10 protein-coding genes are annotated in these 12,432 nt (G+C 62.5%); 3 read left to right on the top strand and 7 right to left on the bottom strand.

Annotated elements, in window-relative coordinates; genetic code table 11:
* Window positions 1–99: 99 nt before the first annotated feature.
* From KGA89_RS07855 to rfbB, 7 genes are all read right to left on the bottom strand, one after another.
* Window positions 100–555, bottom strand: coding sequence for a YiiD C-terminal domain-containing protein (locus KGA89_RS07855; protein ID WP_100263830.1), 456 nt, complete (start codon window positions 553–555; stop codon window positions 100–102).
* 37 nt (window positions 556–592) lie between these two features.
* Window positions 593–1,984 (bottom strand): sigma-54-dependent transcriptional regulator, encoded by a 1,392-nt coding sequence (locus KGA89_RS07850; RefSeq protein WP_223471121.1) that lies wholly within the window; start codon window positions 1,982–1,984, stop codon window positions 593–595.
* On the bottom strand, window positions 1,981–3,789 hold the full coding sequence (locus KGA89_RS07845) for an ATP-binding protein (protein WP_013692047.1): 1,809 nt from the start codon (window positions 3,787–3,789) through the stop codon (window positions 1,981–1,983). The genes KGA89_RS07850 and KGA89_RS07845 overlap by 4 nt, the downstream gene beginning before the upstream one ends.
* A gap of 71 nt (window positions 3,790–3,860) precedes the next feature.
* Window positions 3,861–4,742: a dTDP-4-dehydrorhamnose reductase gene (gene rfbD / locus KGA89_RS07840; RefSeq protein WP_223471119.1), complete on the bottom strand. Its 882-nt coding sequence runs from the start codon at window positions 4,740–4,742 to the stop codon at window positions 3,861–3,863.
* Window positions 4,739–5,284, bottom strand: coding sequence for a dTDP-4-dehydrorhamnose 3,5-epimerase (rfbC, locus tag KGA89_RS07835; protein ID WP_223471117.1), 546 nt, complete (start codon window positions 5,282–5,284; stop codon window positions 4,739–4,741). The genes rfbD and rfbC overlap by 4 nt, the downstream gene beginning before the upstream one ends.
* A complete protein-coding gene (gene rfbA, locus KGA89_RS07830) occupies window positions 5,281–6,156 on the bottom strand; it encodes a glucose-1-phosphate thymidylyltransferase RfbA (protein WP_223471116.1) in 876 nt (291 codons plus the stop codon). The genes rfbC and rfbA overlap by 4 nt, the downstream gene beginning before the upstream one ends.
* A complete protein-coding gene (rfbB, locus tag KGA89_RS07825; protein ID WP_223471115.1) occupies window positions 6,153–7,235 on the bottom strand; it encodes a dTDP-glucose 4,6-dehydratase in 1,083 nt (360 codons plus the stop codon). The genes rfbA and rfbB overlap by 4 nt, the downstream gene beginning before the upstream one ends.
* Window positions 7,236–7,476: 241 nt before the next feature.
* Here rfbB and KGA89_RS07820 point away from each other — a divergent pair, with 241 nt between their 5' ends.
* From KGA89_RS07820 to KGA89_RS07810, 3 genes are all read left to right on the top strand, one after another.
* A complete protein-coding gene (locus KGA89_RS07820) occupies window positions 7,477–10,389 on the top strand; it encodes an aminotransferase (RefSeq protein WP_223471114.1) in 2,913 nt (970 codons plus the stop codon).
* 258 nt (window positions 10,390–10,647) lie between these two features.
* The gene (aguA, locus tag KGA89_RS07815) at window positions 10,648–11,754 is read left to right on the top strand and encodes an agmatine deiminase (RefSeq protein WP_223471113.1); all 1,107 of its coding nucleotides are present in this window, start codon (window positions 10,648–10,650) and stop codon (window positions 11,752–11,754) included.
* A gap of 242 nt (window positions 11,755–11,996) precedes the next feature.
* Window positions 11,997–12,197 carry a hypothetical protein gene (locus KGA89_RS07810; protein WP_057449186.1) on the top strand — a complete coding sequence of 67 codons (201 nt, stop codon included), beginning with the start codon at window positions 11,997–11,999 and terminating at the stop codon, window positions 12,195–12,197.
* The last annotated feature ends 235 nt before the right edge of the window (window positions 12,198–12,432 follow it).

The following is a 12,432-nucleotide window of genomic DNA, read 5'->3' as shown; positions in this document are numbered from 1 at the left end:
CGATACAGGCGCCTCGATCTCTGCAAGACCGCAGCGCATCCATCGCGGGCAAGCCTTGCTCCCACACAGAGATACCTCGCCACAGGGGGCGGCGGTGTTTTAGCGGTGCAACACGTACTGCCCCTCAAACTGCACCGCCACGTCCTCGCTGCCGGTATTCATCACCCGCGTCTGCAACGCCAGCCGCGCCCGTCCGTAACGCCGGTAGGTAACCAGGAAGCGCTTCCAGACCTTTTCCTCGGGCGCTTCGCAGACGACGGTCGCATCGCGGGTCACCGGCAGCGGATAACTGATCTGCCCTTCCTGAATCACGATATGCCCGTCTTCGATGCCTTCCTCGCGCAGGGCCAGGTGCAGCCAGCCCCAGCCGCCGAGCACCGCGCCACAATACAGGCTGCCACCGAACATGGTGCTCTTGTGGTTGACGTTGGCCGCAAGCGGTAAGAACAGGCGCAGTTGCCGGGTCTGCCAATCGAGCACCTTGAGGCCCATGTCCCGGGTCAAGGGGATGTCGTGGTGCAGGATCGATTCCAGGTAACGACTGTCGCGGTTCATTGCGGGGCCTTTTGCTTGAAAGGGACATGACGATAACTCAATCGGACTCATCGGCCGAACCATGGCTGCTGTCGCCGAAGTGCAGCCCATGTTTGCGTAACTTGTCGTGCAAGGTCTTGCGTGGAATGCCCAAGGCTTCGGCCAGGCTGCGCACCGAGCTGTGGGGGCGGGCCAGTTCGGCGGCGATCAGGGTTTTCTCGAAGTTTTCCACCTGTTCGCTCAAGCCGCCACTGACCACTTCCACCGGTGCGCCGGGGCTGCCGTCGGGCGCGCTGTTGTCCAGGGCCAGTTCCAGGCCCAGGGCAAAACGTTCGGCGGCGTTCTGCAGTTCCCGCACATTGCCCGGCCAACTGTGGCGCAGCAGCAGCGCCCGTTGTGCCGGTTGCAATTCATGGGGCGGCAGCCCGTGGCGAGCGCTGGCTTCGTCGGCAAAATGCTGGAACAGCATCAGCGCATCCTCCCCCCGCTCACGCAATGGCGGTATGCGCAGCGGCGCGACGTTCAGGCGGTAATACAGGTCGGCGCGAAAACGCCCCTGGTCGGCGGCCTGGCGCAAGTCTTCCTTGGTCGCGGCTATGATGCGGATATCCAGCGGGATCTGTTGATTGCCCCCCAGCCGCTCCACCACGCGCTCCTGCAGCAGGCGCAGCAGCTTGACCTGGACATCCAGGCTCATGCTTTCAATTTCATCCAGGAATAGCGTACCGCCGTTGGCGAATTCGAATTTGCCGATGCGGCGCTTCTGCGCGCCGGTAAAAGCGCCGGGTTCATGGCCGAACAGTTCGCTTTCCACCACCGACTCGGCCAAGGCCCCGGCGTTGATCGCCACGAAGGGGCCGTTGCGCCGGCCTGAAAGGTCGTGCAATGCACGGGCGACCACTTCCTTGCCGGCACCGGTTTCACCGAGGATCAGCACGTCGGCGCGGGTGGCGGCCAGTGCACCGATCTGCTCGCGCAGGCGCAACATGGGTGTCGATTGGCCGACCAGGCGGGCGCTGAGTTCATGGCGATCGCTCAGGGCCAGGCGCAGGCTGCGGTTGTCCAGGACTAGCCGGCGCAGGGCCAGGGCCCGGCGTACGCTGTCGAGCAGGTGATCGCTGGCGAAAGGTTTTTCCAGGAAGTCATAGGCTCCGGAGCGCATCGCCTGCACCGCCAGTGGCACGTCGCCGTGGCCGGTGATCAGCAGTACCGGCAGCTCCGGGTCCTGGGCGTGGAGTTCGCCCAGCAGTTCGAGGCCATCCATGCCCGGCATGCGAATATCGCTGACTACCACGCCCGGCCAGTCACGGGGCAGTTGCGCGGCCACACCCTTGGCTTCGGCCAGGGGCAGGATTTTCAGGCCGGCCAGGTCGAGGGTCTGGCTCAGGGCCTGACGCAAATGGGGATCGTCGTCGATCAGCACCACCTCAATCCGGTTGTCGATGGTCATACACTTCGGTCCTCGGACGGTTGCAGGCTCACCCCGGGGGCGCCGGCTCGCAGTTTCAGGGTAATCAGGGCGCCGCCTTCCTTGTGGTTGGCGAACGACAGTTCGCCGCCAAAGGCGCGCATCAGGGTGTCGCAGATCGCCAGCCCCAGGCCAAGGCCCTGGGTGCGGGTCTTGGTGGTGTAGAAGGGTTCGCCGGCACGGCCCAGGGCTTCCATGCAAAACCCCGGGCCGTTATCGCGGATGTACAGGTTGACGCCGGTTTCGGTGGCCTGGGCACTGAGCCAGAGTTTGCGTGGCGGGCCTTTCTCGGTGAGCGCATCGAGGGCGTTGGCCAGCAGGTTGCCGAGCACCTGGCGCAAGCGGGTTTCGCCGGCCTCGACCCACAGCGTGGCGGCCGGCAAGTCGCGGATCAGTTCCACTTCCATGCTGCGTCGGCGTTTGGCGAGCAGCGCCAGGGCGTCGTCCAGCGCCGGTTGCAGGGCGACGCTTTCCGGCGCATGTCGGTCGCGGCGGGCGAAGGCGCGCAGGTGGGCGATGATCGAGGCCATGCGCCCGGTCAATTCGCTGATCAGCTTGAGATTGCCCCGGGCGTCTTCGGTGCGTTGGTGGTCGAGCAAAATCTCGGCGTTTTCCGCGTAGCTGCGAATCGCTGCCAGCGGTTGGTTGAGTTCGTGGCTGATGCTCGCCGACATGGTGCCCAGGGCCGACAGCTTGCCGGCCTGCACCAGGTCATCCTGGGCGCGGACCAACTCCTGCTGAGCCTGTTCGCGCTCCAGCACTTCCTGCTTCAGCCGTCGGTTCAGTCCTTCCAGGTCGCTGGTGCGCTCGGCCACCCGGCCTTCCAATTCGTGACGGGCCTTGGCTTCGAAGGCGATTCGATCCAGGTAATGACGCCGGCGTTGCATCATCAACCCGAGCAACAACATCAAGACCAGCAATGCCGCGCCACCGATGGCGACCACGGTGCGCACCGGACGATCAATCAGCGTGCGCGGGGCGAGAATGCTCACGCTCCAGCCGGTTTCCTCGATGGACTGGGTCTGGGGCAGCCAGGCGTTGGCGTCCAGGTTCAGCGGCTTGGGATCGCGGGTCGGATACGGTTGTACCGCGCTGATGGCCTCGCGCTCGGCGTCACTCAAGGGCCGGGTCGCGCGAAATCGCCACTCTTGTCGCGACGTGAGGATGACCACGCCGTTGTGGTCGGTCACCAGCAATTGTTCGGGAGTCTTGCCCCACAGGCTTTCGGTGTGGTCGAGGTCGACCTTGACCACCAGCACGCCGATGACTTTTTCGCGGTCGCGCACGGCGGCGGCAAAGAAATAACCACGTTTGGCCGATGTCGTGCCCAGGCCGAAGAAGCGGCCCAGGCGTCCGGCCATGGCTTCGATGAAGTACGGCCGGAAGGCGAAATTGCGTCCGACGAAACTGTCGTGTTTGTCCCAGTTCGACGCGGCCAGGGTCTTGCCGGAAGGGTCCATCAGGTACATGACTTCGGCGCCGGTCTGGGCGCTGATATTTTTCAGCAGCCGGTTGGCGTTGCCTTGAGTCACGCCATCGTCCGGCGCCGACAACGCGGAACGCAAGGCCGGCAGGTCGCCGAGAATCTGTGGCAGCACCTCATAACGGTGCAGCGTGCCCAGCAGGTTGGCGACGTAGAGGTCCAGGGTCTGGCGGTTCTGCCCGGCCAGCTCACTGCGGTAATAACGTTCGGCCAGGTGCTCCAACGGCCACAGCAACGGCGCCAGGCACAGCGCGAGCAAGGCCAGGCTGCGCCAACGGGGTCTGCGGGGAAGGGTGGAATTCATGAGCCTCGGACGCCTGTGGTGACAGGCGTATTATGCCTAGTTGCCTTGCAAATACTATTTGTAAGGCAGTACTAGGCTTGTCCGGCAAGGCACTGCTGCAACGCGCTTCGCCAGTCCGGTTGGCTCACCCCCCACTCCTTGAACAGGCGCGTGCAATCCAGGCGCGAGTTAAGTGGCCGCGGGGCTGGAGTCGGATAGGCGCTGGATTCAATGGGCTCCAGCAGCGCACACGGTTTGTGCCGATCGAGCAGGTTTTCGCCGATGGCCTGGGCGAAACCGAACCAGGACGTCTCGCCCCGGGCTGTCAGATGATAGGTGCCCCAGGGGCCGGGTTGGCCGGCCTGCCAGCGCTCGATCAGTTGCGCGGTGCTGTCGGCAATGGTGCCGGCCCAGGTCGGTGCGCCGACCTGGTCGGCGACCACCCGCAGTTGCGGTTTTTCCTGCAACAGGCGCTGCATGGTCAACAGGAAGTTGCGGCCCTCGGTGGAGTACACCCAGCTGGTGCGCAGAATCAGGTGCTGGCCGCCAGCCTGGCGGATGGCATTCTCGCCGGCCAGTTTGCTGCGTCCGTAGACACTCAGCGGGTTGGGCGTGTCGTCTTCGGTGTAGGGGGCCGGCTTGAGGCCATCGAAGACGTAGTCGGTGGAGTAATGAATCAGCGGGACGCCCAGCGCAACCGCTGCCTGGGCCAGGATGCCCGGTGCCGTGGCATTGATGGCGAACGCCCGCTCCGGTTCACTTTCGGCCTGGTCGACGGCCGTGTGGGCGGCGGCATTGATGATCAGGCCGGGCTTGAGGGCTTCGATGGGCGCGCGCAGGGAATCCGGTTGTACCAGGTCGAGCTGGTCGCTGCCGCGTACGGTCAACTCGCCCAGGCCGCTCAGGCGCGATTGGAGCGCCCGGGAAACCTGGCCATTCTGGCCGATGATCAGGATACGCAAGGGGGCACTCATGGAAACAGGTCGGCCTCGTGCAGGGCTTTGCCATTTAGGTCCTTGGCCGAGAGGATCGGCGCGCCTTCGAACTCCCAATCGATGGCCAACCGCGGGTCGTCCCAGCGAATGCAGCGCTCGGCCGAGGGTGCGTAGTAATCAGTGGTCTTGTAGAGGAAGTCCGCTGATTCGCTCAGTACGACGAAACCGTGGGCAAACCCTGGCGGGACCCACACCTGCCGGTGGTTCTGCGCCGACAGGCGTACGCTGGCCCATTGGCCGAAGGTCGGCGAGCTGCGGCGGATGTCCACCGCGACATCCAACACTTCCCCCGCCGTGACGCGCACGAGTTTTCCCTGGGCCTGTTCGATCTGATAGTGCAGGCCCCGCAGCACGCCCCTGGTGGAGCGTGAATGGTTGTCCTGAACGAACTGCAGAGTGCAGCCAGTCGCTTCGGTAAACGCCCGGGCATTGAAGCTTTCGTAGAAAAACCCTCGGTCGTCGCCAAAGACTTTTGGTTCGATGACCAGGACGTCTGGCAAGCGGGTGGCGATGACATTCATCGTGTTTCTCCGGCGATCTTGAACAAGTACTGGCCGTAGCCGGTCTTGCCAAAATACTGGGCGCGTTCAAGGACGTGCTCGCGGCTGACCCAACCTTGCTGGTAGGCAATTTCTTCCAGGCACGCCACTTTCAGGCCTTGGCGATGTTCGATGGTCTGCACGTATTGCGAGGCTTCCAGCAGGCTGTCGTGGGTGCCGGTGTCCAGCCAGGCGAAACCACGGCCGAAGCGCTCGACGTGCAGATCGCCGCGTTGCAGGTAGGCATTGTTGACGTCGGTGATTTCCAGCTCGCCGCGCTTGGACGGCTTGATGGCCTTGGCGATCTCGATCACGTCGTTATCGTAGAAATACAGGCCGGTCACCGCGTAGCTGGATTTGGGCTCGGTGGGTTTTTCTTCGATGGACATCGCCCGTCCTTCGGTATCGAAGTCGATCACGCCAAAACGCTCAGGGTCCTTGACCCAGTAGCCGAACACTGTCGCGCCACCCTGCCGGTTGACGGCGGTCTGTAATTGCTCGCCAAAATGCTGGCCGTGGAAAATGTTGTCGCCCAGGATCAGGCACACCGAGTCGCTGCCAATGAACTGTTCGCCAATCAGGAACGCCTGGGCCAGGCCATCGGGCGTCGGCTGCTCGGCATAGCTGAAATGCACGCCAAACTGATGACCGTCGCCCAAGAGGGCGCGGTATTGCGGCAGATCCTGTGGGGTGGAAATCACCAATATGTCCTTGATCCCGGCGAGCATCAGCACCGAGATCGGGTAATAAATCATCGGCTTGTCATAAACCGGCAAGAGTTGCTTGGAAACCCCAAGGGTGATCGGGTGCAAGCGTGTGCCGGAACCGCCGGCCAGAACAATGCCTTTCATCATGCCATTGCATCCTTGTTGTCGAGCGAGCCCAGGCGCTCGCCTTGATAGCTGCCGTCCTGGACACGTTGACACCACAGCAGGTTTTCGAGGTACCACTGCACGGTCTTGCGCAGCCCGGTCTCGAAGGTTTCCCGTGGTGTCCAGCCCAGTTCCCGTTCGATCTTGCTGGCGTCGATGGCGTAGCGCAGGTCGTGGCCGGGGCGATCCTGGACGAAGCTGATCAGGTCGGCGTAGTGCTCGACCCCTTCGGGTTTGCGTGGCGCCAGTTCTTCGAGCAACGTGCAGATACTGCGCACCACGTCGATGTTTTTCTGCTCGTTGTGGCCACCAATGTTGTAAGTCTCGCCGACCGCGCCTTCTGTAACGACCTTGAGCAGTGCACGGGCATGGTCTTCGACGAACAGCCAGTCGCGCACTTGCTGGCCGTTGCCGTAGACCGGCAACGGCTTTCCGGCCAGTGCGTTGAGAATCACCAGTGGAATGAGCTTCTCGGGGAAGTGAAACGGCCCGTAGTTGTTCGAGCAGTTAGTCAACAGCACGGGCAAGCCATAGGTGCGTTGCCAGGCGCGGACCAGGTGGTCGGACGCCGCCTTGCTCGCCGAATACGGTGAGCTTGGGGCGTAGGCGGTGGTTTCGGTGAACAGGTCATCCACGCCGTGCAGGTCGCCATACACTTCGTCGGTGGAAATGTGGTGGAAGCGAAACGCGCGCTTCTGCGGCTCGGGCAGGACCTGCCAATAGGCTCGAGTGGCTTCCAGCAGGCTGTAGGTGCCCACGATATTGGTCTGGATGAAGTCCGCCGGGCCATCGATGGAGCGGTCTACATGGGACTCGGCCGCCAGATGCATGATGGCGTCGGGCTTGAATCGCGCCAGCACTGCACTGACGGTTGATTGATCGACGATATCGGCCTGGACGAATTCGTAGCGGCTGTCGTGATCGATGCTGCTCAGCGATTCGAGATTGCCGGCATAGGTCAGCTTATCGAGGTTCAGGACCTGGTGCCCGGTATCAAGAATCAAGTGCCGTATGAGAGCCGAGCCGATGAAGCCAGCACCGCCAGTGATGAGAATACGCATCCAGTAAGCCTTTTGGACCAGAGAGTAGAGCGATAAGAGCATAGCTTGTAGGCATGGCGGGGGCGGCGCAAGAGGGATATTGCTGCGTCGACAGGCGACCAGCGCAAGAATGAACCTGCGCATTGGGATAGATCCCCGCACCGCAGGCCCAGTACCAGGGTGCGTAAGTAAGAGGGGTTGCTTATCCCCTGACTCAGTGGCGTGATAGGCATCCGATCAAAACCACCTCAGGGGTCGTTGTATGCCACTCACTACGTTGGTTCACCGTGCCAGTTTGCCAAGCCCACAGATCAGCGCCGAGCAGGCGTTGGTGCTGTTGCGCTTGAATTACGGACTCAGCGGTGACCTGCGACCCCTTGGCAGCAACCAGGACCTCAACTACCGCGTAGACAGCGAGCGCGGGCGCTTTGTGCTGAAAATTTGCCATGGCGACTACGCCGTCCAGGAGCTCCAGGCCCAACACGCAGCTCTCAAGCAGTTGGCCGGACACGGCGTGGTGAAGGTGCCGCGGGTGATTACCGCCAGTAACGGCCAGGACCTGCTGACATTGGACGTCGACGGCCAAGCGGTTCACATGCGACTGCTTGAGTACATCGATGGTGAGTCCGTCACGCAGCTCAAGCACTTGCCGCCTGAGCTGGTGACCGGCCTGGGCCGCCTGTGCGCGGAAATGGACTTGGCCCTGGCGACGTTCGACCACCCAGGCCTGGAGCGCACGCTGCAATGGGACGCTCGCCACGCCCCTGCCCTGGTCGATCACCTGTTGCCGGTCATCGACGACGATCAACGGCGACAACTGATCGCCGAGGTTGCGCAACAGGCCGAGCGGCGCTTGCAGCCGCTCAAGGCCAGCCTGCCGGTGCAGGCGATCCACATGGACATCACTGATGACAACGTGGTCTGGCAGCGCGATGCCCAGCGCCAATGGCAATTGCAGGGCGTCATCGATTTCGGCGACCTGATCCGCACCTGGCGCATCACTGACTTGTCGGTGACGTGCGCGGCCCTGCTGCACCACGCCGACGGCGACCCGTTCTTCATCTTGCCGGCGATCAAGGCCTACCAGGCGGTCAACCCCTTGCAACGCGAAGAACTGTTGGCGCTGTGGCCACTGATCGTGGCGCGCGCCGCGGTACTGGTGCTCAGCGGTGAGCAGCAGGTTTCCATCGACCCGGACAACCAATACAGCCGCGACAACCTGGCCCATGAGTGGGAGATTTTCCGGGTCGCCCACTCGGTGCCCTTCGAGCTGATGGAAGCGGCGATTCTCACCGCCGTCGGCCACAGCCTGCCGCCCATCGCCAGCGAAGGCTTTGCGCCGTTGTTGCCGACCCTGGTGGGGAGTGAGTTCGCGCTGATTGACCTGGGTGTACTGAGCCCGCATTTCGAGGCCGGCAATTGGGAGCAGCCGGGGATCGACCAGCGCCTGCTGAGCGAGGCCGCGGGCGTTCATGGCCTGGCCGCCAGTCGCTATGGGCAGTACCGGTTATCCCGCACGAGGCCGGACAGCCCCGTCGAACCCGATACTTATCCACTGCACGTGGAGTTGAGCGTTCCTCGGGGGACGCCGCTCGAATCCCCGTTCGCTGGGGTCGTGCACAAGGCGGCCGACGGTCTGTTGCAGCTGGACAGTGCGCAGTTGAGCGTGCGGCTGTGGGGCGTGACGTCGCCGCTGCATTCCGGCGCGGCACTGGTCAAGGGGCAGGTGCTGGGCGAAGTGACGGGGCCGTTGCGGGTTCAGTTGTGCCGTGGTGCCCAAGTGAATCCACCGCTGTTCTGCACGCCCTCCAGGGCACTGGCCTGGCAGGCGCTATGCCCTTCGCCGGCGGTGCTGCTGGGGCTGGCTTGCGATGCCGAGCCGGAGATCGATCCCGAGGTGCTGCTGGCCCGTCGCGATGCGAGCTTTGCCCGTTCGCAGAAGCACTATTACGTCGATCCGCCGCGTATCGAGCGCGGCTGGCGCAATCACCTGATCGACATGCAGGGCCGCTCCTACCTGGACATGCTCAACAATGTCGCGGTGCTGGGCCACGGCCATCCACGCATGGCGGCAGTGGCTGCCCGGCAGTGGTCGCTGCTCAATACCAACTCGCGTTTCCACTATGCGGCGATCGCCGAATTTTCCGAACGCTTGCTGGCGTTGGCGCCGTCCAACATGGACCGGGTGTTCCTGGTCAACAGTGGCACCGAGGCCAACGACCTGGCGATCCGCCTGGCCTGGGCCTACAGCGGCGGGCGGGACATGCTCAGCGTATTGGAGGCCTATCACGGCTGGTCGGTGGCGGCCGATGCGGTCTCGACGTCCATCGCCGACAACCCCCAGGCCCTGAGCAGCCGCCCGGACTGGGTGCATCCGGTGACCGCACCGAACACCTATCGCGGCGAATTCCGTGGCGCCGACACTGCGCCAGACTACGTGCGCAGCGTCGAACACAACCTGGCGAAAATCGCCGAAAACAAGCGCCAACTCGCCGGCTTCATCTGCGAACCGGTGTACGGCAACGCTGGTGGGATCGCGCTGCCGCCCGGTTACCTGAAGCAGGTCTACGCGATGGTGCGCGAGCGCGGTGGGGTCTGCATCGCCGACGAAGTACAGGTCGGTTACGGGCGCATGGGCGAGTTTTTCTGGGGCTTTGAAGAACAAGGCGTGGTGCCGGACATCATCACCATGGCCAAGGGCATGGGCAACGGCCAGCCGTTGGGTGCGGTCATTACCCGCCGGGAGATCGCCGAGGCGCTGGAAGCCGAGGGGTATTTCTTTTCGTCGGCCGGAGGCAGCCCGGTCAGTTGCCAGATCGGCATGGCGGTGCTGGATGTCATGGAAGAAGAGAATCTCTGGGAAAACGCCCGGGTGGTGGGCGGGCACTTCAAGGCGCGGCTGGAGGCCTTGATCGACCGCTATCCATTGGTCGGCGCGGTGCATGGCTCCGGGTTCTACCTGGGCGTGGAACTGATCCGCGACCGCGACACGTTGGAACCGGCCACTGAAGAAACCACGGCGCTGTGCAACCGCCTGCGCGCGTTGGGGATTTTCATGCAGCCGACCGGCGATTACCTGAACATCCTCAAGATCAAGCCGCCGATGGTCACCACGCGCCAGAGCGTGGATTTCTTCGTCGATATCCTGGTGAAGGTCTTGGACGAAGGGCTGTAACTAATCTGGAACGCCAAGCTGTTCCCCTTAGTGGGAGTGAGCTTGCTCACGATGGACGGTGCCCAAGCCAATATTGATTTGGCTGACTCGCCGCTATCGCGAGCAAGCTCGCTCCCACAGGGTTTGGCACAAACTTTATGAAATCGATTTTTGTCGGTTTTTTTCGCTATTTTTTGATGGTGCTTAGTTTTTCTGGCTTTATTAGTCGATATTTATCGTTTATAAAGTTGCCACTGCCCATCGCCCAGGAGACGACCCATGACAACGTTGCACAGCACTCCCCGCGCGGATGGTTTCCACATGCCTGCCGAGTGGGCGACCCAGACCCAGGTCTGGATGATCTGGCCTGAGCGCCCGGACAACTGGCGCTTGGGCGGCAAGTCCGCGCAGGCGGCCCACGTAGCCGTCGCCAAGGCCATCGCCCGTTTTGAACCGGTGACCGTGGCGGTGTCTGCGGCCCAATACGAAAATGCCCGGGCGCGTCTCGACGTGCCGAATATCCGCCTGGTGGAAATGTCCAGCGACGACGCCTGGGTTCGCGACACAGGGCCGACGTTCGTCATCAATGACAACGGCGAAGTGCGCGGTGTCGATTGGGATTTCAACGCCTGGGGCGGTTTCGACGGTGGCCTGTATGCGCCGTGGAACCGTGATGCGCAAGTGGCCGGCAAGATCCTCGAGATCGAGCGCAGCCCGCGTTATCGCACCGAAGGTTTTGTGCTCGAGGGCGGCTCGATCCACGTGGATGGTGAAGGCACCCTGATCACCACCGAAGAGTGCCTGCTCAACCGCAATCGCAACCCGCACTTGAGCCGCGAAGAGATCGAGGCGGTGCTCAGCGCGCAGTTGGCGGTGGACAAGATCATCTGGCTGCCGGACGGGCTGTTCAATGACGAAACCGACGGCCATGTGGATAACTTCTGCTGCTACGTGCGGCCAGGTGAAGTGCTGCTTGCCTGGACCGACGCCCCGCAAGACCCGAACTACACCCGCTGCCACGCGGCGATGAACGTGCTGCAAAACAGCACTGACGCCAAGGGACGCCCGTTCACAGTGCACAAAATGCCGATTCCGGGGCCGTTGTACGCCACCGAGGAAGAATGTGCCGGCGTCGATGCGGTGGAAGGTTCCCAGGAGCGCAACCCAACCGTGCGGCTGGCCGGTTCCTATGTGAACTTCCTGATCGTCAACGGCGGCATCATCGCCCCAAGTTTTGACGATCCGCTGGACGCACCGGCCAGGGATATCCTGCAGAACCTGTTCCCGCAGCACGAAGTGGTCATGGTGCCAGGGCGCGAACTGTTACTGGGGGGCGGCAATATCCATTGCCTTACTCAACAGCAACCTGCACCGCGGGCAAAATGAGTGGCGATGTAACAGCTGGGTGATATCGAACGCGTCGGCTCTAGGTCGGCGGTTTTGGATCCACCCTGGCAAGCCCGCGGCCCGATTGGCGCGCGGGTTTTTTTGTGCCTGTTTATTGGCGTGGCGGATACATTGGCATAGCTCTTGTATCTGTGCTTCGGCAGTTCTGGGGAGAGAACTGAGTTGTTTTGTCATAAACCTTGGATAAATTGGCCGCTCATCAACCAGGAGAGGGCGCTGGAATGAATATGACAAGCGAGCGCACATGCCATCCCTTGGCCGTTAATGGTGAGTCGCTTCAAGCCTTGGCGCAGTGGTTGAAGTCCAACGGAACGCGTCAGATCAGAGAACCTGATCCGCGCCGGATGATCGTTGAGCGTTACCCCGCTGGCCTGTTCAGTGAGGCGGAGCTGGAAGCGTTGTGGGATGTGATGCAAGGATAGAATTCGACGGATTGATAAAAAGCGCTGGCCGGGATGGCAGCGCTTTTTTTGTGTCCGCTGGCTTTCGAATTCACGCAAATCCCTGTGGGAGCGAGCTTGCTCGCGATAGCGGTGGATCAACAACACTGCTGTTGACTGACACACTGCCATCGCGAGCAAGCTCGCTCCCACAAGGGGTGGTGTTCAAATTCAGTGGGCATTCGACCGATCCGCGAAATAGATTGAAAGCCATTCC

The organism is Pseudomonas sp. A-RE-22 (genome assembly GCF_019956035.1).
In the GTDB taxonomy this organism is placed as follows: Bacteria; Pseudomonadota; Gammaproteobacteria; order Pseudomonadales; family Pseudomonadaceae; genus Aquipseudomonas; species Aquipseudomonas brassicacearum.
The sequence above is the reverse complement of the archived record's forward strand: the minus strand, read 5'-3'. Positions and strand labels throughout refer to the sequence as shown.